Annotated in this window: 18 protein-coding genes; 11 read left to right on the forward strand and 7 right to left on the reverse strand. The window is 68.9% G+C overall.

Going from position 1 to position 24850, the window contains the following annotated elements; genetic code table 11:
- Nucleotides 1-374: 374 nt before the first annotated feature.
- Nucleotides 375-2654 carry a phytase gene (locus AC1DC5_RS18655; protein WP_476866145.1) on the forward strand — a complete coding sequence of 760 codons (2280 nt, stop codon included), beginning with the start codon at nt 375-377 and terminating at the stop codon, nt 2652-2654.
- Between the two features lie 262 nt (nt 2655-2916).
- On the opposite strand, the gene AC1DC5_RS18660 is transcribed toward AC1DC5_RS18655, so the two are convergent.
- Nucleotides 2917-3120 (reverse strand): hypothetical protein, encoded by a 204-nt coding sequence (locus tag AC1DC5_RS18660; RefSeq protein WP_476866146.1) that lies wholly within the window; start codon nt 3118-3120, stop codon nt 2917-2919.
- Between the two features lie 94 nt (nt 3121-3214).
- Here AC1DC5_RS18660 and AC1DC5_RS18665 point away from each other — a divergent pair, with 94 nt between their 5' ends.
- From AC1DC5_RS18665 to AC1DC5_RS18695, 7 genes are all read left to right on the forward strand, one after another.
- Nucleotides 3215-4033 (forward strand): pyruvate, water dikinase regulatory protein, encoded by an 819-nt coding sequence (locus tag AC1DC5_RS18665; protein ID WP_441405627.1) that lies wholly within the window; start codon nt 3215-3217, stop codon nt 4031-4033.
- 152 nt (nt 4034-4185) lie between these two features.
- Nucleotides 4186-6579 carry a phosphoenolpyruvate synthase gene (gene ppsA / locus AC1DC5_RS18670; RefSeq protein ID WP_476866147.1) on the forward strand — a complete coding sequence of 798 codons (2394 nt, stop codon included), beginning with the start codon at nt 4186-4188 and terminating at the stop codon, nt 6577-6579.
- A 516-nt stretch (nt 6580-7095) separates the two neighbouring features.
- Nucleotides 7096-7737, forward strand: a complete 642-nt coding sequence (locus AC1DC5_RS18675; protein ID WP_476866148.1) for a hypothetical protein — start codon at nt 7096-7098, stop codon at nt 7735-7737.
- A gap of 136 nt (nt 7738-7873) precedes the next feature.
- Entirely contained in the window at nt 7874-8644 is a 771-nt protein-coding gene (locus AC1DC5_RS18680) for a YcnI family copper-binding membrane protein (protein WP_476866149.1), read from the forward strand.
- 101 nt (nt 8645-8745) lie between these two features.
- On the forward strand, nt 8746-9384 hold the full coding sequence (locus AC1DC5_RS18685) for a DUF4232 domain-containing protein (RefSeq protein WP_476866150.1): 639 nt from the start codon (nt 8746-8748) through the stop codon (nt 9382-9384).
- Nucleotides 9385-9527: 143 nt separating this feature from the next.
- Nucleotides 9528-14624 (forward strand): Lhr family helicase, encoded by a 5097-nt coding sequence (locus AC1DC5_RS18690; protein ID WP_476866151.1) that lies wholly within the window; start codon nt 9528-9530, stop codon nt 14622-14624.
- Nucleotides 14617-15480 (forward strand): DNA-formamidopyrimidine glycosylase family protein, encoded by an 864-nt coding sequence (locus AC1DC5_RS18695; RefSeq protein ID WP_441405633.1) that lies wholly within the window; start codon nt 14617-14619, stop codon nt 15478-15480. Before AC1DC5_RS18690 ends, AC1DC5_RS18695 begins: the two co-directional genes overlap by 8 nt.
- Nucleotides 15481-15491: 11 nt before the next feature.
- Here the strand turns inward: AC1DC5_RS18695 and yczE are convergent, their stop codons facing one another.
- On the reverse strand, nt 15492-16124 hold the full coding sequence (yczE, locus tag AC1DC5_RS18700; protein WP_441405634.1) for a membrane protein YczE: 633 nt from the start codon (nt 16122-16124) through the stop codon (nt 15492-15494).
- 61 nt (nt 16125-16185) lie between these two features.
- On the opposite strand from yczE, the gene yczR reads away from it, so the two are divergent.
- On the forward strand, nt 16186-17691 hold the full coding sequence (gene yczR, locus AC1DC5_RS18705) for a MocR-like transcription factor YczR (RefSeq protein WP_476866152.1): 1506 nt from the start codon (nt 16186-16188) through the stop codon (nt 17689-17691).
- Between the two features lie 182 nt (nt 17692-17873).
- Here yczR and AC1DC5_RS18710 read toward each other — a convergent pair whose 3' ends face one another.
- The gene (locus AC1DC5_RS18710; RefSeq protein ID WP_476866153.1) at nt 17874-18566 is read right to left on the reverse strand and encodes an SRPBCC family protein; all 693 of its coding nucleotides are present in this window, start codon (nt 18564-18566) and stop codon (nt 17874-17876) included.
- Entirely contained in the window at nt 18559-19200 is a 642-nt protein-coding gene (locus AC1DC5_RS18715) for a helix-turn-helix domain-containing protein (protein ID WP_476866154.1), read from the reverse strand. The genes AC1DC5_RS18710 and AC1DC5_RS18715 overlap by 8 nt, the downstream gene beginning before the upstream one ends.
- A gap of 134 nt (nt 19201-19334) precedes the next feature.
- Here AC1DC5_RS18715 and AC1DC5_RS18720 point away from each other — a divergent pair, with 134 nt between their 5' ends.
- Together AC1DC5_RS18720 and AC1DC5_RS18725 are read left to right on the forward strand one after the other, a co-directional pair.
- A complete protein-coding gene (locus AC1DC5_RS18720) occupies nt 19335-20321 on the forward strand; it encodes an RluA family pseudouridine synthase (RefSeq protein ID WP_476866158.1) in 987 nt (328 codons plus the stop codon).
- 90 nt (nt 20322-20411) lie between these two features.
- Nucleotides 20412-21038 carry a DedA family protein gene (locus AC1DC5_RS18725; protein ID WP_476866155.1) on the forward strand — a complete coding sequence of 209 codons (627 nt, stop codon included), beginning with the start codon at nt 20412-20414 and terminating at the stop codon, nt 21036-21038.
- A gap of 20 nt (nt 21039-21058) precedes the next feature.
- Here AC1DC5_RS18725 and AC1DC5_RS18730 read toward each other — a convergent pair whose 3' ends face one another.
- From AC1DC5_RS18730 to AC1DC5_RS18740, 3 genes are all read right to left on the reverse strand, one after another.
- A complete protein-coding gene (locus AC1DC5_RS18730; protein WP_224048488.1) occupies nt 21059-21364 on the reverse strand; it encodes a hypothetical protein in 306 nt (101 codons plus the stop codon).
- Between the two features lie 43 nt (nt 21365-21407).
- Nucleotides 21408-24224, reverse strand: a complete 2817-nt coding sequence (ppc, locus tag AC1DC5_RS18735; protein ID WP_476866156.1) for a phosphoenolpyruvate carboxylase — start codon at nt 24222-24224, stop codon at nt 21408-21410.
- 111 nt (nt 24225-24335) lie between these two features.
- Nucleotides 24336-24662 carry a hypothetical protein gene (locus tag AC1DC5_RS18740; protein WP_476866157.1) on the reverse strand — a complete coding sequence of 109 codons (327 nt, stop codon included), beginning with the start codon at nt 24660-24662 and terminating at the stop codon, nt 24336-24338.
- Between the last annotated feature and the right edge of the window lie 188 nt (nt 24663-24850).

Consider the following 24850-nt stretch of genomic DNA (forward strand, 5'->3'; position numbering starts at 1 on the left):
TTTTACGGAACTTTTGACGCTCCATCGAGACCTCGCTTGATCTCCGTGATGGGTTCAATTCCCACCGTCATCACCAAATGGCAAGACCCCTACTTTCCTTTGTTTACAAGGGAAGCAGAGGCCTTTGCTTTGCCGGAGTGGACTCAAGGGCAAAGAGTTGGCAATACCTGTGGAGCCGGCCTTGGCCGGTTCGGTTTCTGGCCTGGTCCGGCCTCCAAGGTATTCCCAAGGTCCCAGGACTAGAACGTTAACTCCGCGGGTTGACCGTGAATCACCCGCCACCCGTTGAACGTCACTGCGCTCATCCGCATGCAGATCTCCCATTTTCAGGCGTGGTTTCCGGGACTTTTCTCCCAGATGACAGAGAGGTCATCATGCGCATAGTCGCCAGAATCCTCACACCCTTGATGGCGGCTGGACTGCTTGTGGGGCTCGCCGCTCCGGTCGCGAGTGCGGCCGTGGCGCAGGTGAGCGCAACGGTCGAAACGGCCCCGATACACGGATCAGGGGATGCCGCGGACGACCCGGCCATCTGGATCCATCCCACGGACCCGTCGAAGAGCACCATCATCGGCACGGACAAAAGCACAGATGGGCGCGGTCTTGTTGTCTACGACCTGTCAGGACGGGAGTTGTTCTACTACCCCGACGGACGTATGAACAACGTTGATGTCCGCTACAACTTCCCCCTCGGCAGCAGCCGCGTCGGCTTGGTCGGCGCCTCGAACCGGGCACGGAGCCTTGACTTCTACAAGGTCAACGAGTCGGATCGTTCGCTGACGAAGGTCGGCAGCTTCGCGCCCACCGCCAACATCGCCACGCCCCGCGGGTTCTCCTTCTACCACTCCCCGGACACCGGAAAGTACTTTGCTTATGTCACCGATGTCGGCAAGGTGGAACAGTGGGAACTCGACGGCTCCACCGGATCAGTTACGGGGCGGCTCGTGCGCAGCTGGACGGTGAGCGGTCCCGCCCACACCGAGGGCCTGGTGGCCGATGATGAGATGAAGCGGCTCTACATCGCCCAGGAGGACATCGGCGGGATCTGGCGCTATGGAGCCGAGCCTGGGGACTCGACCGCCGGGACGAGAGTTGTCAGCACCACCGAGAATGGCGGCGACATCGTCCAGGACATCAAGGGCATCAGCATCTATTACGGCAGCGGTGGCGCCGGTTACCTGCTGGCCGCGAGCCAGGGCTCGAACCGATTCCATGCCTACACCCGCGACGACAATCGACCGCTGGGAGCCTTCGCCATCCCGGCCGGGAACGGGATCGATGCCGTCACCGGCATGGACGGGGTAGACGTCACGAACTTCGGCGTCGGCGGGCCCTTCCCGCAGGGCTTCTTCGTCACACAGGACACCGCCAACGACGGCGGGCAGCGCCAGAACTTCAAGGCGGTGCCATGGCAGTCCATCGCTGCCGCCTACACGCCCGCTCTACTCGTCGACGCTGCCTACGACCCGCGCAAAATCGGGGCTGGGACCCCCACTTCCCAACCGCCGGACACGACGATCACGAGCCAGCCGGCCAACCCGACGAGCTCCACATCGGCTCAGTTCGGCTTCACCTCGACGTCGACCGGCGCGACCTTCGCCTGCTCACTCGACTCGGCGGCATTCGCCACCTGCATCAGTCCGGTGTCGTACACAGGACTGTCTGCTGGCGTGCATACCTTCCAGGTTCGTGCCGCTGACCAGAACGGCGCCGACCCGACTCCCGCCAGCTATACGTGGACCGTAGACACGACCCCGCCGCCGGCGGACACGGTGGCCCCGGAGACGACGATCACGTCGGGACCGCCTGCGGCATCGACGTCGACCAGCGCCTCCTTCGCATTCACCTCGAGTGAAGCCAATTCGACGTTCCAGTGCAGCCTGGACGGTGCGCCGCGCGTCGCGTGCACCTCGCCCCAGGCCTACACCGGGTTTTCGACCGGGTCCCACACTTTCGGTGTCTGGGCCACCGACGCAGCCGGCAACACCGATGCGACAGCAGCGACGCAGACGTGGAGCGTCAGCCCCAGCGACCCGGGCGGCGGCGGGGGCATCGTCCGCGAGTCGGTAAGCCAAGCCACGAACACCGCAGCGGGCACCACGCTCACGATCCCCAAGCCCGCCAACGTCGCCCAGGGAGACCTCCTCGTCAGCTGCCTCTCCCTGAACGGCGGCAGCATCACCACGACAGGTGCCCCGGCCGGGTGGACCCGGCTGGCCGCCGTGACCACCATCGCGAACCCGAAAGTGTACGGCTACTACAAGGTGGCCACTGCGTCCGAGTCGGCGAGCTATTCCTGGACCACGACTTCGACGACAAGCGGAGGGGGTATCGCGAGGTATTCCGGCGCCGCAGGGCTTGACACCGCCGCCACGACCGCGTCCGGCGCGGCAACGTCCTCGGGAACCGTCCCAGCAGTGACGACCACGACCGCGAAAGCAATGCTCGTCGGATGCATGAGCGTCAACTCCGGCTCGGTCAGCCTCACTTCGCCGGCCGGCATGGCCCAGGCAGTCGAGGCCGGCGCACGCCGCTTCGAGGTTGCCGATGGCATTCAGGCGAACGCGGGACCAAGCGGGGCGAAGACGTGGACGTTCAGCGCCGCCCGCGAGTGGGCCGGCTGGCTGGTTGCGCTTCGGCCGAAGACGCCGTAACGCCCCTCGCACCGGCACTCAGCACCAGGAATTCCGGCAAGCTGGCTCCATCGTTTTGAGACCATGGAGCCAGCCTTTGCGGAATCCGGCTCGATCGGAACACCGAAATGGTCTCTCCCCAGAAAGATGCCCGGGCCAGATCCCATCGTCAGGCTAGACGGCTTAGCTTTAACGGGCAATAGGCACCCGTTTGACTTGAAAATCCGCGCATTCCGTGATTTTCATTTCACGACTTCCAGGCTTTGCGCGTTTAGGGAATTTGTCAGTCGGCCGGGGCCACCACGTCCTCCAGAACCGAGCGGTCGAAGAAGCGGACCTCGCCGGTTTCCTGGAAATACACGGGCACCACGGAGGTGCTGGGGTCCTTCGAAGTTTCGTAGATTTCGGACGGGGTCCCGTGCTTGCGGGCAATGGTTCCGACCAGGTCCGTGCCGCGAACCTTGACGGTTCGAAATTTGTAGCTCATTGGGCTCCCTTGGTGATGTGAGACACACCATACTCCTCGCTCCCCCAGAGCGTCATGGAACTACCCGACGCCCCCACTGGTGCACAATGCGTTTATGACCAATGACGCTCTCCGCCCGGTCTACTTCCTTTCGGACAGCACGGGCATCACCGCAGAAACGCTCGGCAACACCCTGCTGACGCAGTTCCCCGAGAACGAATTCGACCGCATCACGATCCCCTTCATCACCACCGTCGACCAGGCGCGGTCCGTCGTCAAAGTGATCGACCACCGTGCCGCCACCGGCCTGCAGCCGATCGTCTTCTCCACCGCCGTCGGCAGCGAAATCCGCCAGACCCTGGGCACCTGCAACGGGATCATTGTGGACCTCATCGGGACCCACGTCGGGCAGTTGGAGCGGGCCCTGGGGACCGCGTCCAGCGGGGAACCGGGCCGGGCCCACGGACTGGGCAACGCGGCCCGCTACCAGTCCCGGATGGCCGCCGTCGAATACGCCATGGAGCACGACGACGGCCAGAGCCTGCGCGCGCTCGAAAAGGCCCAGGTCATCCTGGTGGCCCCGTCCCGGTGCGGCAAAACACCCACCACCATGTACCTGGCGCTGCAGCACGGCATCTTTGCCGCGAACTTCCCGCTGGTGGACGAGGACTTTGACCGGGAAGGACTCCCCAAGCCGCTGCGGCCGTTCATTTCAAAGTGTTTCGGCCTCACCACCAATCCCCTGCGCCTCAGCCAGGTCCGCACCGAACGCCGCCGCGGCTCGCCCTACGCGTCACTGCGCCAGTGCGGCTTCGAACTGCGCAGCGCCGAGCGGCTCTACGTGTCCCACGGAATTCCCTACCTCAATTCGGCCAGCGTCTCCGTTGAGGAAATGGCAGCCACTATCCTGCAAAAGATGAATCTCAAGCACTAAGGGCAGGGGCTTCCCAAGTGTTGCGTGGACCACATCAGGTGGAAACACGGGCGGAGACCTGTCACTGTTGACAGCGATTGCGCCCATCAACCGGCGACCGCCCCGGGCGGGCGGCGATACCGCATGCCATCATCTGCAAAGGAGCAGTAACCATGACGACAGACATCCTGTGGTTCTCAGAACTCGGCCTGAAGGACCTGGACCGGGTGGGCGGCAAGAATGCCTCCCTCGGCGAGATGGTGCAGAACCTGACGTCTGCCGGCGTCCAGGTCCCGGACGGCTTCGCCACCACCGCCGACGCCTACCGCAGCTTCCTGGCGGACTCGGGACTGGACCAGAAGATCGCCGACAGGCTGGTGGGCCTGGACACCGATGACGTGACGGCACTGGCGGCAGCCGGCCAGGAAATCCGCAAGCTCATGCGCGAGACGCCCTTCCTGCCGGACTTCGAAGCGCAGATCCGCACCTCGTACCAGACGCTGGTGGAGAAGCACGGAGGCTCCGAGGACCTCTCTTGGGCAGTCCGCTCCAGCGCGACGGCGGAAGACCTCCCCGATGCCTCCTTCGCCGGCCAGCAGGAAACCTTCCTTAACGTCCGCGGCATCGAGAACATCCTCCAGGCCATCAAGGATGTCTTCGCGTCCCTCTACAACGACCGGGCCATCGCCTACCGGGTGCACCACAAGTTCGAGCACGCCGAAGTGGCGCTCTCGGCGGGCGTCCAGCGCATGGTCCGTTCCGACGTCGGCGCCTCCGGCGTCATGTTCACCATGGACACCGAATCCGGGTTCAAGGACGCCGTCTTTGTCACCTCCTCCTACGGCCTCGGCGAGGCCGTCGTCCAGGGCGCCGTCAACCCGGATGAGTTCTACGTCTACAAGCCCGCCCTGGAGGCGGGCCGCCCGGCCATCCTCAAGCGCGGACTGGGCGAGAAGGCTCTCCAGATGACCTACACCAGCAACCGCGAGGTCGGCCACACCATTGACTTCGTTCCCGTCGAGGCTTCCCTGCGGAACCGCTTCAGCCTTAACGACGACGACGTCGAGCAGCTCGCCCGCCACGCCGTCGCCATCGAGAACCACTACGGACGCCCGATGGACATCGAATGGGGCAAAGACGGGATCGACGGCGGCCTGTACATTCTGCAGGCACGCCCGGAAACCGTGCAGTCCCGCCGGACCTCCGGCAGCCTGAGCCGCTTCCGCCTGAACGAGACGGGCCGGGTGCTGGTCGAGGGCCGCGCCATCGGGCAGCGCATCGGCGCCGGAAGCGTCCGCATCCTCACCGCGATTGACCAGATGGCCGCCTTCAAGACCGGCGATGTCCTCGTCGCGGACATGACCGACCCGGACTGGGAACCGATCATGAAGCGCGCCTCCGCGATCGTGACCAACCGCGGCGGACGCACCTGCCACGCGGCGATCATCGCCCGCGAACTGGGGATTCCCGCCGTCGTCGGCACCGGGGACGCCACGGATGTCCTCTCCGACGGACTCGACGTGACCGTGTCCTGCGCCGACGGCGAGACCGGCGTCATCTACGAAGGCCTGCTGGACTTCGTTGTCGAGGAAACCGAGATCACCCAGCTGCCCGAGGCCCCGGTCAAGGTCATGATGAACGTGGGCACGCCCGAGCAGGCGTTCACATTCGCGCAGCTGCCCAACCACGGCGTGGGCCTGGCCCGGCTGGAATTCATCATCAACCGCCAGATCGGCATCCACCCCAAAGCGCTGCTGAACATGGACGACCAGCCCGCGGACGTTCTGGCGGAAATCCGGGAACGGATCGCCGCCTACGACAGCCCGCGCGACTACTACATCAAGCGCCTGGCCGAGGGCGTGGCGACCATCGCCGCGGCGTTCGCGCCGGAGCCGGTGATTGTCCGGATGTCCGACTTCAAGTCCAACGAGTACGCCAACCTCCTCGGCGGGCCGGCCTACGAGCCGCACGAAGAGAACCCAATGATCGGCTTCCGCGGCGCTTCCCGGTACCTCGAGCCGTCCTTCCGGGACTGCTTCGACCTGGAGTGCGAGGCACTTTCCTTCGTCCGCAACGAGATGGGCCTGACCAACGTCAAGCTGATGATCCCGTTCGTGCGCACCGTGGACGAGGCCAGCGGCGTCATCGACCTGCTCGCCGAGAACGGCCTGCGCCGCGGCGAAAACGGGCTCGAGGTCATCATGATGTGCGAACTTCCGTCCAACGCGCTGCTGGCCGACGAGTTCCTGGACTACTTCGACGGCTTCTCCATCGGTTCCAACGACATGACCCAGCTGACCCTGGGCCTGGACCGCGACTCCGCGATCGTCGCGGCAAGCTTCGATGAGCGGAACCTTGCCGTCAAGAAGCTCCTGAGCATGGCCATCAAGGCCTGCAAGGCGCGCGGCAAGTACGTGGGCATCTGCGGCCAGGGGCCGAGCGACCACCCGGACTTCGCCGAGTGGCTGGTCCAGGAAGGCATCGACTCCGTCTCGCTGAACCCCGACACCGTGGTGGACACCTGGCTCCTGCTGTCCGGAGCCGCCGCTGCCGCCCCGGTGAACTGAATCCGTCGACTGACAGTCAGCCGACACCGTGAACTGAGTTCACGTCGACAGGGATACCCCGGTCCTCGGACCGGGGTATCCCTGTTTGACGGCCACCGTGGCCCAGGCATTCGTTGGACACCTGCATGGGTTGGACGCCTGCACAAGGCGGAGTTGTTGCAGCCGTCAGTTGTTCCATTGAGGAGCCGCCGCCCCACAGGGTTAGCTGAATCCCATCAGCGTTCCGCACCATGACGATCAGGACACATCGTGACTTTGCAGCAGGACCGGGCCGACGGCGCCCCCGGACTTTTGACCGCCCGACGAGTCGGCACCCCGGTTGAGGAGCTGCCCGTCGATGACCTGTGCACGGAGGACTGCCATTTTTGTTGGGGCCCCGAAACAGACTGATCCCGTCCGGGCAGCCGGCCTCCCCGCCGCAGGTTTTTCCCAGCCCGGCCGGTAGAATCGTGGGACAGCCCGCAGGCAATACCGCCCGCGGGAGCAACCATTGGCCGCTGGGGAAGGGAGTGTTCCGTGCGCACAGCCGCCAGAGCCCCGTTCCACGCCCTGCGTTCGGCCATGGTGGCACTCACGGTCCTGTCCCTGGCCGCCGGAGCGCACACGCTGGCCGGTGGCCGACTCCCCTCCCCCGGCATCCTGCTGGCCCTGTTGGCCCTGACCGCACTGGCTTCCACCACCGCCACCCGGCTGAAGCTCAACTTTCCTGCCATGGCCGGACTGCTGGGCGCCGGGCAACTGGTGCTGCACAAGGCGTTCACCGCCTTCAGCGTCCCGGCGCCTGGAACCTCGTCAGAACCGGCAGGCCACGCAGCGCCGCACCACCTCGGACCGGTTCCCCTGCCTGTCAGTGGTGACGGCCAGTTCGCGGCGTCCGTGCCGGACTCACAATTCGCCCTCCTTTCGCTGCTGATGCTCGCCGGCCACGCACTGGCAACGCTCCTCTGCGCTGTTCTCCTCGCCAGGGGCGAGGCGGCCCTGTGGTCCCTCGCGGCCTGGCTCCGCCCGCTGCTCGGGCTCCCGGTCCCGGTAGCGCCCGCAGCCGTGCCGGCGCCGCCGGCGGTCGTCGGCTGGCCGGCGGAGTCCGCGCCGCTGCCGTGGCGGAACCTCCGGCGCAATTGCCGCCGCGGGCCGCCCGCCGCCGTCGTATTTTCCTGACCTAAACCCGGCCGCGGCCGCACCCGCTGGAAGACACCGGGCCCCTGATAGCGGGCCCGGATCACCGGCATCGCCGCCGCGCCCTCCCCATTTTTTGCGTTGCCCCCGGGCAGCGCACGCCTGAAAGGCAACCCCTGTGAAGACTTCCTCCCTGCGCCGTACCCTCACTGCCACTGCTGTAGCCGGCGGAACCGCTGCCCTGATGCTCGCCGGTATTTCGGGCGCCTCGGCGCACGTCGGCGTCACTCCGGATAAGACCACCGCGAACTCCTACGCCCTGCTGACCTTCGGAATCCCGCACGGCTGCGAGGAGTCCGGCACCACGAAGGTGACCATCACCCTGCCCGCCGAACTCAACGATGCGCAGCCTACGGTCAACCCGAACTGGACAGCCGAGAAGGTCACGGAACAGCTGGCCGAACCGAAGAAGCTCGCGGACGGCACCTCCATCACCAAGCGGACCAGCCAGATCGTCTACACCGCCAGGGCACCGCTGGATCCTTCCCTCCGCGATGCCCTGGTGCTCTCCGTCAAGCTGCCCGATGTTGCGGGGAAGACCCTGTACTTCCCGACGCTGCAGAACTGTGAGGTCGGCCAGACCGACTGGTCCCAGCTCCCCGCCGAGGGGCAGGATCCGCACTCACTCAAGGCACCGGCACCGTCGGTGACGGTCACGGCTGCCGCTGCGGCTGACGGGCACGCGGCCCATGCCGACAGCACGTCGGACACCAACCCGGAGACCGTCCAGGCCGCGGCTGTGAATGACGACGGCGCCCAGGCCCGGAGCTGGGCCGGGCTGGTGGCCGGGGTGGGCGGACTCGCCCTCGGCGGCCTCGCCCTGGTCCGCAGCCGGAGCAACAAGTCGGTCCCCGTCGGGGCCTCGGCACCCGGCTCCCCAAAGGAGTAATTGACCCCGATTGATGCCCGGAAATCACAATCCGGGCATCAATCGGGCGCGGCCGTCATGGCATCGTTGACTCAAGCCACGTCGGGCACGAAGGTGGTGCCATGACGGCTCAGCGAATCACCAACAGACTGGCATTTACGACGGCGGCAGCCGCGGCAGTGCTTTTCCTCGCCGGCTGCGGCGCCGGCACCCCGCAGTCCCAAGCCTCCAGCACTCCGGCGGCTCCCCCCACCAGTTCCGAGAGCCAGCCCGCCTCCTCCGGCGCGGCCGCCGCCGATTCCGGCGCCTCGACTCCCACGCAGGCGGTGCCAGCACCCGCCGGACCTGCACTCTGCAAGGCCGCAGGGCTGACGGCCACGACCGATTCCACCGGCGGAGGCGCGGCCGGCAGCGTCTACATGCAGTTGCTCCTGACGAACACCGGCTCCGAACCCTGCCTGCTGTTTGGCTTTGCCGGCGTCTCCCTCACCGCCGGGCCCGATGGAGCCCCGATCGGCGCCGCAGCGGCCCGGGACACCACCCCTCCCACCGAGGTTCTGCTCGAACCGGGCCAGGCCGGCGCCGCCACGCTGCGCTACACCCAGGCCCGCAACTACCCGGACTGCACAGTCGTTGCGGCGGCCGGCTTCCGTGTTTACCCGCCCGAGGACACCGCCTCGCTGTTCGTCGCCCAGCCCCGGGACGCCTGCAGTAACGCCAGCATCAACCTGCTCACGGTCGGCGCTTTCCAGGCCCAGTAGGTTTTCTTCCGCCGAGGTGGGGCTGCCCATGCCCGTCCGGGTCATGGGCAGCCCCACCTCGCGCGGGTGGACGCCACGGTTGGTGATGCGGCCCGGGCTGCGGCCCGCCATTTCCTGTCGTTGCCTTAGGGCATGATGGAGGAATGAAGGGGCAGGAGCACGCCGGAAGCACAATCGAGGCAGACGCCATGGACCGGTTCAGCCGGCCGACCCGGGACTGGTTCCTGGGTGCCTTCACTGAGCCCACCCCGGCCCAGAATGGCGCCTGGAACGCAATCTCCTCCGGCGCGCACGCTCTCGTGGTCGCGCCAACCGGTTCCGGAAAGACCCTCGCGGCCTTCCTCTGGGCGCTCGACCGGCTGCTCGCCTCAGCCCCCGCCGAGCCCGAGTCGCTGCCCGGCCTGGACACCGCGAAAGGAACCCGGAGGAAGGCGCCCAAACGCAAAACCCGGGTCCTCTACATTTCGCCGCTCAAGGCGCTCGGAGTCGACGTCGAACGCAACCTCCGCGCCCCGCTGATCGGGATCACCCAGACCGCCAAACGCCTCGGCCTGCCCGCGCCGCTGATCACCGTCGGCGTCCGTTCCGGCGACACCCCGGCGTCGGACCGCCGCTCGCTGCTGAGCAACCCGCCGGACATCCTGATCACCACCCCCGAATCGCTGTTCCTCATGCTCACGTCCAAGGCGCGGGAGACGCTGAGCGAGGTGGACACCATCATCGTCGACGAGGTCCACGCCGTCGCCGGCACCAAGCGTGGCGCGCATCTGGCCGTGTCGCTGGAACGCCTCGACGCCCTGCTGCCCAAACCGGCCCAGCGGATCGGGCTCTCGGCCACCGTGGAGCCCAAGGAGCTTGTGGCGCAGTTCCTCGCCGGCTCCGCGCCGGTGGAGATCGTGGCCCCGCCGTCGAAGAAGAACTGGGACCTGACGGTCTCGGTGCCGGTGGAGGACATGTCCGATCTGCAGGGTGCGGCCGGCGCGTTCGACTCCGGACCGGCCTCGGGGCTGCAGCCGCAGGCTTCCATCTGGCCGCACGTGGAGGAGAAGATCGTGGACCTGGTGCTGGCCAACCAGTCCACCATTGTGTTCGCCAATTCCCGCCGGCTCGCCGAACGGCTGACCGCCCGGCTCAACGAGATCTACGCCGAGCGCCAGCTCATGGCCGCCGGCGGCGGCTGGGCCGAGTTTGGTGCCGGGGCGCCGGACTTCGAAGCCGTCCCGGCGGGAGCGCCGGCCGACGGAGCTGCAGGGGCGCCAGGGCAGGCAGCCCCGACGTCGACGGCGACCCCGGCCCACATGATGGCGCAGGCCGGCAGCACCGCCGGCGCGGATCCTGTCCTGGCGCGCGCCCACCACGGCTCGGTCTCCAAGGACCAGCGCGCCCTGATCGAGGACGACCTGAAATCCGGCCGGCTGCGCTGCGTCGTGGCCACATCCTCCCTGGAACTCGGCATCGACATGGGCGCCGTGGACCTCGTAGTGCAAGTGGAATCCCCTCCGTCCGTGGCCAGCGGGCTGCAGCGGGTGGGCCGCGCCGGCCACCAGGTCGGGGAGGTCTCCCAGGGCGTACTGTTCCCCAAGCACCGCGCGGATCTGGTGCACACCACCATCACGGTGGAACGGATGCTCGCCGGCAAGATCGAACGGCTCTTCGTCCCCGCGAACCCGCTGGACATCCTGGCCCAGCAGACCGTCGCGGCCACGGCGCTGGGTTCCATCGATGTGGAGGACTGGTTCGCCACCGTGCGGCGGTCGGCGCCGTTCGCGTCGCTCCCCCGCTCCGCCTTCGAAGCAACGCTGGACCTGCTCGCCGGCCGGTACCCGTCAGACGAATTCGCGGAACTGCGGCCCCGCATCATCTGGGACCGGAACGCCGGGACCATCGAGGGACGCCCCGGCGCGCAGCGGCTGGCCGTCACCTCTGGCGGCACCATCCCGGACCGCGGGCTCTTCGGCGTCTACATCATTGGCACCGAGGCCGAAGGGACCGGTTCCTCCGGAGCCGGGGGCCCCGCCGGCGATGGCAGGGCCGCCAGCCCGGCCGCGGCCGCGGCCAAGGGCGGCCGCAGGGTCGGCGAACTCGACGAGGAAATGGTCTACGAATCCCGGGTCGGTGACGTCTTCGCCCTGGGTGCCACCAGCTGGAAGATCGAGGACATCACCCACGACCGGGTCCTGGTCTCCCCCGCCTTCGGCCAGCCCGGGAAACTCCCGTTCTGGAAGGGCGACTCCCTCGGCCGGCCGGTGGACCTGGGCCGCGCCCTGGGCGCGTTCGTGCGCGAACTGTCCGCGTCCGACGTCGGGCCGGCCACCGAACGCTGCAAGGCCAGCGGCCTGGACGATTTCGCCGCCAACAACCTGATCCAGTACCTCGGCGAGCAGAAGCTGGCCACCGAGGTGGTCCCCAGCGACACCACCCTGGTGGTGGAGCGCTTCCACGACGAGCTCGGCGACTGGCGGGTGGTGCTGCACAGCCCCTTCGGCATGCCGGTCCACGCACCGTGGGCCCTCGCCGTCGGGCAGCGGCTGCACCAGCGCTATGGCATGGACGGCTCCGCGATGGCCGCCGACGACGGCATCGTGCTGCGGGTGCCCATGATGGAGGACGAGCCGCCCGGCGCCGAGCTGTTCCTCTTCGACCCGGAGGAACTCGAGCAGATCGTGACGGCGGAGGTCGGCGGCAGCGCCCTCTTCGCCTCCCGTTTCCGCGAGTGCGCCGCCCGCGCCCTGCTCCTGCCCCGGCAGAACCCCGGCAAACGGCAGCCCCTGTGGCAGCAGCGCCAGCGTTCGGCCCAGCTGCTGGATGTTGCCCGGAAGTACCCCACGTTCCCGATCGTCCTCGAGACGGTCCGCGAGTGCCTGCAGGACGTGTACGACCTTCCGGCGCTGAAGGACATCGCGGCGTCGATCGAGCGCCGCGAGCTGCGGATCGTGCAGACCACCACCCAGCAGCCCTCACCGTTCGCCAAGTCCCTGCTGTTCGGCTACGTCGCGCAGTTCCTCTACGAGGGCGATTCCCCGCTGGCCGAGCGCCGGGCCGCGGCGCTGGCGCTGGATTCGACCCTGCTCAATGAGCTCCTGGGGAGGGTGGAGCTGCGCGAGCTGCTCGATGCCAAGGTCATTGACGCGACCGAGCGGGAGCTGCAGCGTCTCGCGCCGGACCGGAAGGTCCGGGGGCTGGAAGGGGTCGCGGACCTGCTCCGGCTGCTGGGCCCGCTGACCCCGGAGGAAGTCGCCGCGCGGCTCGGACCGGCGGTTGAGGCTGCGCTGGCCGCCGGGCCTGCTCCGGAAACTGAGCCTGGCGTTGACGCCGGGCCCGCCGAGGTTCCGGACGTCCAGGCTCGGGAGGTCGAGGCCCCCGTCGCCGACGCCGCCGCGCACCTCGTGGCGCTCCAGCGCGCCAACCGCGCCATCAAGGTCAACGTCGGCGGCGCCGAACGCTATGCCGCAGTGGAGGACGCCGCCCGCCTGCGCGACGCCCTCGGCGTCCCGCTGCCGATGGGTGTGCCGCTGGCCTTCATCGAGCCGGTCGCTGATCCGTTGGGCGACCTCGTCTCGCGCTACGCCCGCACCCACGGGCCCTTCACTTCCGCCGAGGCGGCCGCCCGGCTGGGACTCGGCGTCGCCGTCGTCGGCACCGCGCTGAAGCGGCTCGCCGCGGACGGTCGCGTCGTGGAAGGCGAGTTCCGTCCGCACGCCTCGCCCCCGCCCGCGCCGGTGCCCGACGCCGGGGCCGACGACGGCGATGCGGACTCCGAGACGCAGCCCGCCCCCGCGGCCCCGTCGCTGGCCGGCGTCAGCGAATGGTGCGACGCGGAAGTCCTGCGCAAGCTCCGCCGCCGCTCGCTGGCCGCGCTGCGGGCCGAGGTCGAGCCCGTGGACGCCGCTGCGTACGGACGTTTCCTGCCGGCCTGGCAAAACGTCCGTGTCCCGGGCAAGCGCGGGCAGTCGGCGCTGCGCGGACTGGACGGGATCATCACCGCCGTCGACCAGCTCTCCGGCGTGCCCATTCCGGCTTCCGCCTGGGAACCACTGATCCTCGCCGGCCGGGTATCGGACTACCAGCCCGCCATGCTCGATGAACTCATGGCAGCCGGCGAAGTGCTCTGGTCCGGCGCGGGCGCACTCCCCGGCAACGACGGCTGGGTCAGCCTGCATCTGGCCGATTCCGCCGAGCTCACGCTGAACCCGGCCATCGACTTCGAACCGGGCGACGCGCAGCAGCGGCTGCTGGACCACCTGCGCAACAACGGCGGCGGCTACTTCTTCCGGCAGCTGACCGAGGTCGCCGGGGGCATGGACGCGGTGCTCAGCGACCAGGACGTCGTCTCCGCGCTCTGGGACCTCGCCTGGGCGGGGCGGATCACCGGCGACACCTTCGCCCCGGTCCGGGCGATGATTGCCGGCGGCCACACGGCGCACCGGCAGGTTGCCCGCGCGCCGCGGGCCCGGGCTCCCCGGATGAGCCGGCTGGGACGCGCCCACGGGACCGGATTGCTCGGGTCCCCCGGGCTGACCGGAGGGCGGTACGGTTCCGTGACCGGCACGGCACCCACTCCCCCGCTGGCCGCGGGCCGCTGGTCCGCTCTGCCCGCGCCCGAGCTGGATGCCACCATCCACGCCCGGGCCACCGCGGAACTCCTGCTGGACCGGTACGGCGTGGTCACCCGCGGCTCGGTCATGGCCGAGAACATCCTGGGCGGATTCGGCCTCATGTACAAGGTCCTGGCCCGGCTGGAGGAAGCCGGCCGGTGCCGCCGCGGCTACTTCATCGAGCACCTTGGGGCGGCCCAGTTCGCCGTGCCTGCCACCGTGGACCGGCTGCGCTCCTACGCCGAGGACACCCAGCTGCACAGGCCCGAGCCGGCGGCCCTGGCCCTGGCCGCGACGGACCCCGCCAACCCCTACGGCGCCGCCCTGCCCTGGCCTGCGCTTAACGTCGAGGCGGGAACCGGCCACCGTCCCGGCCGGAAGGCGGGCGCCCTGGTGGTGCTGGTCGACGGCGCCCTGGTCCTCTACGTGGAGCGCGGCGGCAAGACCCTGCTGGCGTTCAGCGAGGACACGTCGGTCCTGGCCGCGGCCGGCGCGGCCCTGGTGGGTGTGGTCACCCGGGGCGCGGTGGACAAGCTGATCATGGAAAAGGTCAACGGCCACGGCATCCTGGACACACCCGTCGCCGCCGCCCTGGCCCATGCCGGCGCCTACTCCACCCCGAAGGGGCTGAGGATCCGTGCCTGAGGGCGATTCGGTCTTCCGCGCGGCCGCCCAGCTGCATGCCGCGCTGGCGGGCCAGCAGCTGATCTCGTCCGATTTCCGCGTGCCGCGGTTCGCCACCCTCAAACTGGGCGGCTGGACCGTGACCGAGGTGGTCCCGCGCGGCAAACACCTGCTGATGCGGGTCGAGGGCCCGGTACGGGAACGTGGTGGCAGCCCGGCGGAACCGGACCGGCTGACGATCCATTCCCACCTCAAGATGGAGGGAACCTGGCAGGTGTACCCTCCGGGTGGCCGCTGGCGGAAGCCGGGCTTCACCGCCCGGTGCGTGCTGCGCACCGCCGCGGCAGACGCCGTCGGATTCTCGCTCGGCATCCTGGAAGTGGTCCGCACCTCCGAGGAAGACTCCATCGTCGGCCACCTTGGCCCGGATCTGCTCGGCCCGGACTGGGACGTGGCCGAGGCGGAGCGGCGGATCCGCGCCGCACCGGACGTCCCGATCGGCGTCGCGCTGCTGGACCAGCGGAACCTCGCGGGGATCGGCAACATCTACCGCTGCGAAGCCTGTTTCCTCTCCGGGGTGCACCCGGCGGCGCCCGTCTCGGCTGTGCCGGACGTGGCGGCGATGATCACCGATGCCAAGCTCCTGTTGGAGGCCAACCTGGGGCCAGGCCGCCGGACCACGGTCCTGAACCCGCGCGGGGTTGCCGTGGGGCGGAGCTCCGGGCTGCCCGGCTACTGGGTCTACCGGCGCGAACACCAGCCCTGCCTGAAGTGCCGGACCCCGGTGCGGCGCGGGGTCCTCGCCAAGGGCACCGGTACGGAGGAACGGGACATCTACTATTGCCCTGCGTGCCAGCCGGCGCCGGGCACCGGCTAGCTAAATGCTGTTCAGGGTGTTGCGACGGCGGGATCTGTTGCCGCTGCCGGGAGCGTGGAGTCCTTCAGCTCCGGCACGGTGAACCGCGGCAGCAGGAGCTGCACCAGCGGGCCGATCGCCAGGGCGTACAGCACCGTCCCGATGCCCACGGATCCGCCAAGAAGCCAGCCTGCCGCGAGCACCACGATCTCAATGCCCGTGCGGGACGTCCGCACGGACCAGCCCGTGCGCCGCGCGAGTCCGGTCATGAGACCGTCCCGTGCCCCAGGTCCCAGCCGGGCGCCGATGTAGCAGGCGGAGGCGATCCCGTTGAGCAGGATGGCGCCCGCGAGCATCCCGGCCTGCCCGCCGAGGTGGGAAAACTCGGGAATCAGGGCCAGTCCGACGTCGGCGAAGACGCCCACCAGTACGGCGTTGCACAGGGTGCCGATGCCCGGCCGCTGCCGCAGCGGAATCCACAGGAGCAGCACGAGGAAGCTGACGATCACCACCACCGTGCCAATGCTCAGCCCTGTCTTGACCGCGAGACCCTGGTGGAAGACGTCCCAGGGATCCAGTCCGAGGCCGGCGCGGATGAACATGGCCAGGGAGATGCCGTACATGGCGAGGCCGATAAGGAGCTGGGAGAGTCTGCGGGTCATCATGGATCCCATCCTGCCGGACAACTGGCCTTGCATTCCATAGCCAGTTTGAAATACTGGCTCTATGTCCGGATCCCTGAATCCCAGTTCGTTGGCCCGATTGCTCGGCGAGTGGAACTTCGGCGCGGCACCCGCCTACCGGGAGCTCGCCGACGTCGTCCGCCTCCTGGTGCTGGACGGCCGCGTGCCCCTCGACGTCGCGCTGCCCAGCGAACGTGCCCTCGCCGCGACCCTCGGCATCAGCCGGACCACGGTCACGGCGGCGTACTCATTGCTGCGCGAGCAGGGCTTCCTCAGCAGCGGCCAAGGCAGCCGCGGCCGGACCTGCATCCCGCAGGCCAGTCCACGTGGCACCGGCAATGGCGGGGCGAACCTCAGCGGCGCCCCGGGCCTGGCCGTTCCGGACGGAATCCTCGACCTCGCCTATGCCTCGCTGCCGGCCAGCGGCGAGGTGGTGCACCGGGCGTTCGCCTCCGCCCTGACCGAGCTGCCCGCGCTGCTGCCCGGGTTCGGCTACGACGCCCTCGGCGTGAACCCGTTGCGGGAAGCCATCGCCAGGCACTACGCGGCGGCCGGCGTGCCCACCACGGCGGAGCAGATTCTGGTGACATCCGGCGCGCAGCACGCGCTGAACGTCGTGCTCCGCGCCCTGGCCGGCCGGGCCGACAAGGTCCTTGTGGAGGATCCCAGCTACCCGAACGCGATCGACGCCATCCGGGCCGCGGGCTGCCGGCTGGTGCCGGTGGCCATGCCGGCCGCCCATGCCGCCGCCCCGTCCGCCGCGCCTTCCGGCCGCCCGGGCTGGGACCTGGCGGCGATCGAGACCGCGTTGACGCAGCAGCGGCCCGCCATGGCCTACGTGGTCCCGGACTTCCACAATCCCACCGGGCGGCTGATGTCCGATGCCCAGCGCCGCCGGCTGGTCCGCGCCGCCGCGGCAGCGGGGACAGTTCTCGTCGTCGACGAGACACTCCGGGAGCTGAACCTCGACGGCGCCGCCTCAACGCCGCTGGCCGCCTTCAGCCCCGCCGTGGTCTCCATCGGCTCCCTCAGCAAGTCGCACTGGGCAGGATTGCGGACCGGCTGGATCCGGGCCGATGAATCCCTGATCCAGCGGTTCGCCGCCGCCCGCACCACCATGGACCTCGGCGGCCCCGTGGTGGAACAGCTCGCGGCGGCCCACCTCGTCAACGCGCTCTCCGAACCCCTTCCGGCCCGGCTGGCCACCTTGCGGGACAACCGTGACACCCTGCTGGAGCTCATCGCCGGACACCTGCCGGACTGGCAGAGCGAACGGCCCGACGGCGGCCTGTCGGTTTGGTGCCGCCTGCCCGCCCCCATCAGCACCGCGCTGGCCGTGGTGGCCCCGGACTACGGCATCCGGCTCGCGGCCGGGCCCCGCTTCGGCACGGGCGGCGCCTTCGAGCACTACCTGCGCGTGCCGTTCACCCTGCCCCCGGAGCAGCTGGAAACCGCCGTGCTGGCGCTGCGTGCTGCCCAGGACAAGCTGGCGACTTCCCCGCAGCTACGACGGAACGTCCCTGTCCCGCCGGACGCGGCCATCGCCTGAGCCTGCACCGGCCTTCCGGCGCTACCCGGGAAGGGGCGTGGCGACGCGGCTCCTCGCCCACGATGCGCGACGTTTCTGACGCTGCGATATTCCAGCGTCGCCGGGGATTCCGCGCATCGGCGGGTTTCTGGAATGTCGCCAGGGGTTCCGGGCCGCCGCGCTGGCCGCGAGATGCCAACCGGCTAGGCATAGACCTTCTCGAGGAAGCCGCCCCAGGCCTTCGCCGTGGTTTCGGAATCCCCGCTGCCGCTGAAGTCGTGGACCGTCATGCCGACCGTGGCGCCGAAGGCATTGCGGCCGAAGAACCGGTACAGAGTGTCCGCGGTGCGCAGGCCAAGGAAGTTCTCGTTGGCGAAGTCCACCTCACCTGAGAGCTTCCCGACGCCGTCGAGCTCCAGCTCCACGGCACGGCCGGCCGCCGCCCCCTCAACGCCCAGGGCCTTCTTGAGCCGGACAAAGCCGTCCGGGGCCGCCGAGGCCGAAGGTGCCTGGACGTCGGTGAAGACCACCGGCCTGCCGTCGAAGTACTGCAGGTACTGGCCGAGGGTGTGCAGGTAGAACTCCGTGTGCTTGCTGGCGCCGTCGTACTGCTGGTCCCAGTCCTCGGCGAAGATGCCGCTGTGGACGTAGTGCAGCCGGGCGCGGCCGCCGTCGAGCGGTTCCAGGACGTGCTCCAACTGGTTGAACCAGCCGTCCGGGCCGTCCATCCGGGACACCAAATGGGCCGGGTACTCTTCCACCGTGCGCACGGCCGGCCACCCGTCCGTGGGGAACATCCACGCCGGCGTGCCGGCGGTGACAGCTTCCCAGACCCGCTCGGGGGTGCCGGGCAGTTCCGTGTCCACGATGATGTCGAAGTTCCGTTTGTCAGTCATTGTCCTGCTCCTTAGCTGATGGGTTCTTGGGTGATGTCTTGAGCGAAGGGTGAAGCGCGACGACGAGGCGGTGCTTGCGCCCCGCGGCACCGCCCGCCCCCTGGGCCGCCGGTCCGCCGTCGTGATACTTGTCCACGAGCCTGGTCACGGCGACGCCGAGTTCCTCGGCGAAGGCGGCCCGGTCCGCGGCCGTGCGGAAGGTGATCTCGCCGTCGATGGCGAAGGTGGCCAGCGGCTGCTTTGCTGCGGCGGCTCCGGCGATCAGCCGGCCCGTCTCCTGGACCATGCGGCTGGCCAGGGCCAGCAGCCAGAAGGCCGAAAAGCGGTCCGAGAACCGGTGCGGGTCCGGGGCCACCGACGCCAGCGCCGCAGGGGAAATGAGGTAGGAGGCTGCGCTCGCCCGGAGGATGCGTTCCGTGACGTTGCCCCTCCGGCGCTCCTCCACCAGTTCCACCAGCCCGTGCCGTTCCAGGGCCTTGAGGTGGTAGTTCACCTTCTGCCGCGGCAGGCCGACCCTGGCGGCCAGCTGCGTGGCCGAGCCAGGCTCGGCGAGCTCCATCAGGATGCGGGTCCGGATCGGGTCCAGGGACGCCTCCGCAGCGGCCGGGTCTTCGATCACTTCGATGTCCAACATGCCACCATTCTGGCCACCGACAGTTTTATTTGTCAAGAACTTTTTTACCGTCGGTGGGAGCTTGTCTGCACCGAGGTCGCCGCTGGCCCCACCCACGCGGGCGCAACCGGGCGGCAAAGTAGAATGGACCGGTGATGCAATCCCCCCTGCCCGTGCGCGACGGCGTCAACGCGACCCGCCTCCGCCTCCCGGACGAGGGGCCATGGGACACCGCCATGGACTACATGATGCACCGCTGGGGCCACATCGACCCGCAGGGCATCGAGGACCGCTTCGACGCCGGCGAGATCGTGGGCGAGGCCGGCATCCCGCTCAGCCGCGCCACCCCGCTGCGGAACCACACCTTTATCTGGTACTACCGCACCCTGCCGCCGGAGCAACGGATCCCGGTCGAGCTGGCCATCCTGCACCAGGACGAACACCTCCTCGTCGTGGACAAGCCGCACTTCCTCCCCACCACGCCCGGCGGCACCTACATCCAGGAATCCGCTCTGGTCCGGCTCCGGAACCAGCTGAACCTCCCGGACCTCATTCCCATGCACCGGCTGGACCGCATGACCGCCGGAATCCTGCTGCTCTCCACGAATCCCGAAACGCGGGGCAAGTACCAGGTGCTCTTCGAGAAGCGCCAGGTCCAGAAGGAGTACGAGTGCGTGTCCGCCGCGGAGCCCGCGCCCGGGCACGCCGCCGTCGACTTCCCCGCAGTGGTCCGGAACCGGATGACCAAGTCCCGCAGCTACCTGCTGGCCGAGGTGATCGACGGCGAACCCAACGCCGAGACCCGGATCGAACGGCTGCGGACCTTCGCCGGCCCCACCCCGGCTACCCCCGGTGCCGGCATCCCCAGCAACGCGTCCGACGGCGCCGCCCCGCGCCGTGCGCTGTACCGGCTGGAGCCGCACTCGGGCAAGACGCATCAGCTCCGGGTGCACATGGCCTCGCTGGGACTGGGGATCGTCAACGACGCCTTCTACCCGGAGCTGCTGGACAAGGCGCCGGACGATTACTCGAAGCCGCTCCAGCTCCTGGCCCGCGGGATCCGGTTCGTGGACCCCATCACCGGCAACCCGGTGGAGTACCGCAGCGGGCTGGAGCTCACCGAGGCCCGCCAAGCCACATGATGAGGCCCGCAGCCGGCCCTCCCATAAAGCCGCGCAAGCCCGCACCCGTCATGGACCGGCGTCCGGCCGGAAGTGCGGTACCTTGTGCCCATGGACTTCGGCAACGCTGACAGCTGGGGGGACGCGATCTATTTCTGGATCATCCCGGTGGTCATGGGCGATGCCATTTTCCCGCCGCTTCCGTCCGAAATGGTGGTCATCACCGGGGGCGCCCTGTCCGCCGTCGGCCGCGCCAATGTGTTCCTGGTGGTGCTCCTCGCCGCGGTGGCGTCCTGGTTCGGCGACATCCTGGTGTTCCAGCTCTTCAAACGGCGCCTGAGCCATGTGCTGGACCGCTGGCGGTGGGGCCGGGCCTTCCACCAGTCCGTGCACACAGCGATCGGGAAGGCCGGCCGGTCCACCACCTACGGGGCCATCATCGGCATCCGGTTCATCCCCGGCGGGCGCCTGGCGACCACGGCCGCCGCCGGCATCGCCAACGTTTCCACCCGCGGCTTCAGCCTCTGCGCAGCACTCGGCGGCCTCCTCTGGGCCATCTGGTCCGTCGGCCTCGGCTATGCCACCGGCGCCGCCACCGGACTGCCGTTCTGGGCGAGCTCACTGATCGGGGTCGGCGTCGGGATGCTGGTCGGCGCCGTCGTGGGGGTGATTGTCACGCGCAAGCGCGGCAACCGTTCCCCGGTGGTGGACGGGCCCGAGGAGGAACTGGACTTCTGAGCCCGACGCCCGGCCCCTGCCTACACGGGCGCCCAGCGGCCGCGGTTGCGGCGGAGCACCATGAGGTTTCCGGTCACCGCAACGCGCTCGACGGCGTCGCGCATCATCGCTGCCGACTCCAGCGCCTGGCTGTTCTCGCCGCTGTAGGAGGTGGGCTCGACCAGGAAGCGCAGGTTCAGCTGAGGAACGCCTCCGGCGAGGTCGAGCTGGTTCGCCTCAACGTGGTGCCGCGTCTCCAGCGCTTCGACAGCCGCAGCCATCACGGCCTCCGGCGGGTTGCCCGGCTTGAGCCCGGTGATCTTCAGTCTGGTCTGGAACGACGGCATGCCCCAACCCTATCGGGACCTTACGGCGGACCCCCAGCCGGTGTCAGCCGGTGTTGCGGAGGCCGGCCGCCACGCCGTTGACCGTGATGAGCATGGCGCGCTGGAGGCGTTCGTCGATCTCGCCGTTGGGCATGCTCTCCCCCGCGGCCTGGGAACGCACGCGGCGCAGCAGCTCCACCTGCAGGTAGCTGATCGGGTCGAGGTACTGGTCCCGGATCTCCAGTGAACGCTTCAGCGTGGGCTGCGCGTCCAGCAGCAGGTCCTCGCCGGTCAGGTTCTGGATCTCGGTGACGGTGAGCTCGTACTCGGCCCGGATGGCACGAAAGAGATGGTGCAGCTCCTCCGGCACCAAGGTCGAGACGTAGTAACCGGCAATGTCCATGTCCGTCTTCGCCAGGGTCATTTCCACATTGGAGAGCACCGAGCGGAAGAAATGCCAGCCGTCCATCATTTCCACCAGCTGGGCCGAGTGGCCGGCTTCGCGGGCGGCCTTGAGCCCGGAGCCGACGCCGAACCAGCCCGGGACGATCTGCCGTGACTGCGTCCAGCCGAACACCCACGGGATGGCCCGCAGGCCTTCGAGCCCCGCGCCGGAATCGGGCCGCTTCGAGGGCCGGGAACCGATATTGAGGGACCCCAACTGCTCCACCGGGGTGGACGCCATGAAGTAGGCCGGCAGGTCCGGGTCATCGATCAGGGTCCGGTACCGGGCGAAGGCGGCGTCGGAAATGGTCTCCATGACGTGGCCGTAGCGTTCGCGCTGGTCCTCCGAGGTACGCGGCGTGCGGTGCAGCGCGGATCCCTGCATGACCGCCGCGAGTGAGAGCTCCAGGTTCTCGCGGGCGAGCTCGGGCAGCGAGTACTTGTCCGAGATGACCTCACCCTGTTCGGTGAACTTGATCTCGCCTTCCAGCACCCCGTTGGGCTGGGCCATGATCGCGTCGTACGTCGGCCCGCCGCCGCGGCCCACAGACCCGCCGCGGCCGTGGAACAACCGCACCCGGACGCCGTGCTTCGCCGCGACGTCGCGCAGCTTGCGCTGCGTCTTGTGGATCTCCCACTGGCTGGTCATCACCCCGGATTCCTTGTTGGAGTCCGAGTATCCAAGCATGATTTCCTGCACGTCCCCGCGCAGCCGCACCAGTTCGCGGTAGGAGGAGTCGGAGAGCAGCGCGTCCACGATCTCGGCCGACGCACGCAGTTCCTCCACAGTTTCCAGGAGCGGTGCGAAGCCGATCCTGGCGTACGGGGCCTCGCCGAAGAGGCTGACCAGCCCGGCCTCGCGGGCCAGCACCGCCGCGGCCAGGACGTCGTCCGCGCCGCGGGTCATGGAGATGATGTAGGTCTCGATCACGTCCGGGCCGTAGGTGCGCAGGGCGCGGCGGATCTCGCGGAAGACGTCGTACGTGCCGTCGGCCACGCCGTCGAGCTTGATCGGATGGCCGGACAGCGGACGGCGGGACGCGAGCTCGGAACCCAGCACCTCGAGCCGTTCGGAGCGGCTGAGTTCCGCGTACCGGACGCCGGGCCCGCCGAGGCGGTCCATCAGCTGCCCGACGGCGTCGTGGTGGTGGTCTGCATGTTCGCGGATGTCGAGGGTTGCCAGATGCAAGCCAAATGAGGCGATGGCGCGGCGGACCCGGGCCAGGGCGCCGTCGGCGGCGAGTGCGGCGTGGTGGTTGCGGAGCGAGCGCTCCAGCAGGCCCAGCTCGGCGAGGAGCTCCGCGGTGGCGGTGTAGTCGCGGCCGGGCTCGTGCGCCGATCCGGCCGCAACGCGCCGGGCGGTGTTGAGCAGCTTGGCCTTGATGCAGGTGAGTTTGAGCCGGTACGGCTCCTGGGCGTTCAGTTCGAGGACCCTGCGGTCCAGGCCGGGCAGGTTCCCGAGGTCGACGTCGATCGAGTCCAGCAGCTCCTGGTCCGCCCCGGCGAGCGCGGTCGAGTTGGACAGGATGGAGATCAGCCCGTCGATCAGGCCGATGCTGATCCGCACGGCGTGCTGGTTCTGGATCTGCAGGATTTCCCGGGTGACGGCGGCGGTGACGTTGGGGTTGCCGTCCCGGTCGCCGCCGATCCAGGAGCCGAAGCGGATGGGGGCCTTCTGCGCTGGCAGGCTGACGCCGTGCTCGGACAGCAGTTCGGAGAGGTCCGAGAGCATTTCCGGCATGGCGTCGCCCAGGATGCCGGTGAGGTAATAGATCGCGTTCCGGGCCTCGTCCACGGGGGTGGGCCGGACCTGGCGGAGTTCGTCCGTCTGCCACATCTGGTCGATCACTTCGGCGAGCTGGCGGTCCTGGCGGCGGCGCGCGGACGTGCCCTCCAGCGTGGATTCGGAGAGGATGTCGGAGAGCCGCCGGACCTTGTCCAGCACCGAGCGGCGGGAGGCCTCGGTGGGGTGGGCGGTGAAGATGGGACGGACGTCGAGCTCGTTGACGACCTCCTGCAGCACGGAGCTGCCGGCCTGGTCCGCGATCTCCTCGACGGCCTTGGCGAGCCAGCCGTCCTTCTCCTGCCGGGTGCGCAAGCCGCGGACCCGGTGGACCTGCTCTGCGGCGTTCGCCAGGTGGAAGTAGAACGCGAACGCGCGGACCAGGTCGGTGGCCTGCTCGAGGGGCAGGGAGCCGAGCAGTTCGCGGACCTGGGCGACGACGTCGTACGAGCTCCAGGGCCCGGTGGCGTCCGCACCGCCGCGGGCGGCTTCCTTGGATTCCTTGGTCAGCAGGCGCACCTGCTCCACGAGGTCCAGGAGCTCGGGGCCGTGCTGGCGGACGAGGGATTCGCCGAGGAGTGTGGACACCCGGCGGACGTCGGCCCGGAGTTCGGCGGCGAGATCGGCGCCGGAGTGCATTGCAGTGTCAGCCATGGAAACATCTTTCGAGAGGACTTGGCTCGTACACTGCGCTGGATACTGTGAGCCGGGTTACTTTCTTCCCTAAGGATGCTACCCGCAGCCGCGGCCGGCGGGGAATCTGTCTCAGATAGTGTCCGGGGCCTTGACTTGATGCTCCGCAGCCGTCTTTGCGGGCAACGTGATCCGGCCGCTGTAGGGATCGCTGTGATCCGGGCCGGTGCCGGACTGGCTCGCTTCGTGCCGCTGCTGCTTGAGTTCCTCCCGGGCCGCGGCCGCTTCCTGGCGGGTGGGGGCGCCGGTGGCCGGATCCATCATGCCCAGCACACTGCCCAGCGTTCCGGTGGCGCCTTTCGGGCTCACGCCCCGCCGCAGCGCGGACATCCCCGCCAGCGTGAACCCGACGATCACCGCCAGGCAGGCAAGCACGGTCCCAAGGATTTCAAGAGCCATGCACCCACCGTACGCGCGCGGCAACCGCCAGACCAGACACCGCGTTGACTCATAAAAAACCTCCGCGTAGCCGGATACGTTGCCTCATGGGAAAAGCTCCGGGACGTTGGCCGCGGACATCCTTGAGGGATGGGATTGACGATGGGTGAGCGCAAGGCGGTGACGAAGCACCTGGCCGAGTCCTACCG

It is taken from the genome of Arthrobacter sp. 10L424 (assembly GCF_056395325.1).

What these genes read in the sequence shown, in the direction of transcription:
- AC1DC5_RS18725 (WP_476866155.1), top strand. Translation starts at nt 20,412, where the DNA reads ATGGACTTCGGCAACGCTGACAGCTGGGGGGACGCGATCTATTTCTGG.
- yczE (WP_441405634.1), bottom strand. Translation starts at nt 16,124, where the DNA reads ATGATGACCCGCAGACTCTCCCAGCTCCTTATCGGCCTCGCCATGTAC.
- AC1DC5_RS18710 (WP_476866153.1), bottom strand. Translation starts at nt 18,566, where the DNA reads ATGACTGACAAACGGAACTTCGACATCATCGTGGACACGGAACTGCCC.
- AC1DC5_RS18665 (WP_441405627.1), top strand. Translation starts at nt 3,215, where the DNA reads ATGACCAATGACGCTCTCCGCCCGGTCTACTTCCTTTCGGACAGCACG.
- AC1DC5_RS18660 (WP_476866146.1), bottom strand. Translation starts at nt 3,120, where the DNA reads ATGAGCTACAAATTTCGAACCGTCAAGGTTCGCGGCACGGACCTGGTC.
- AC1DC5_RS18720 (WP_476866158.1), top strand. Translation starts at nt 19,335, where the DNA reads ATGCAATCCCCCCTGCCCGTGCGCGACGGCGTCAACGCGACCCGCCTC.
- AC1DC5_RS18740 (WP_476866157.1), bottom strand. Translation starts at nt 24,662, where the DNA reads ATGGCTCTTGAAATCCTTGGGACCGTGCTTGCCTGCCTGGCGGTGATC.
- ppc (WP_476866156.1), bottom strand. Translation starts at nt 24,224, where the DNA reads ATGGCTGACACTGCAATGCACTCCGGCGCCGATCTCGCCGCCGAACTC.
- ppsA (WP_476866147.1), top strand. Translation starts at nt 4,186, where the DNA reads ATGACGACAGACATCCTGTGGTTCTCAGAACTCGGCCTGAAGGACCTG.
- AC1DC5_RS18690 (WP_476866151.1), top strand. Translation starts at nt 9,528, where the DNA reads ATGAAGGGGCAGGAGCACGCCGGAAGCACAATCGAGGCAGACGCCATG.
- AC1DC5_RS18655 (WP_476866145.1), top strand. Translation starts at nt 375, where the DNA reads ATGCGCATAGTCGCCAGAATCCTCACACCCTTGATGGCGGCTGGACTG.
- AC1DC5_RS18730 (WP_224048488.1), bottom strand. Translation starts at nt 21,364, where the DNA reads ATGCCGTCGTTCCAGACCAGACTGAAGATCACCGGGCTCAAGCCGGGC.
- yczR (WP_476866152.1), top strand. Translation starts at nt 16,186, where the DNA reads ATGTCCGGATCCCTGAATCCCAGTTCGTTGGCCCGATTGCTCGGCGAG.
- AC1DC5_RS18685 (WP_476866150.1), top strand. Translation starts at nt 8,746, where the DNA reads ATGACGGCTCAGCGAATCACCAACAGACTGGCATTTACGACGGCGGCA.
- AC1DC5_RS18715 (WP_476866154.1), bottom strand. Translation starts at nt 19,200, where the DNA reads ATGTTGGACATCGAAGTGATCGAAGACCCGGCCGCTGCGGAGGCGTCC.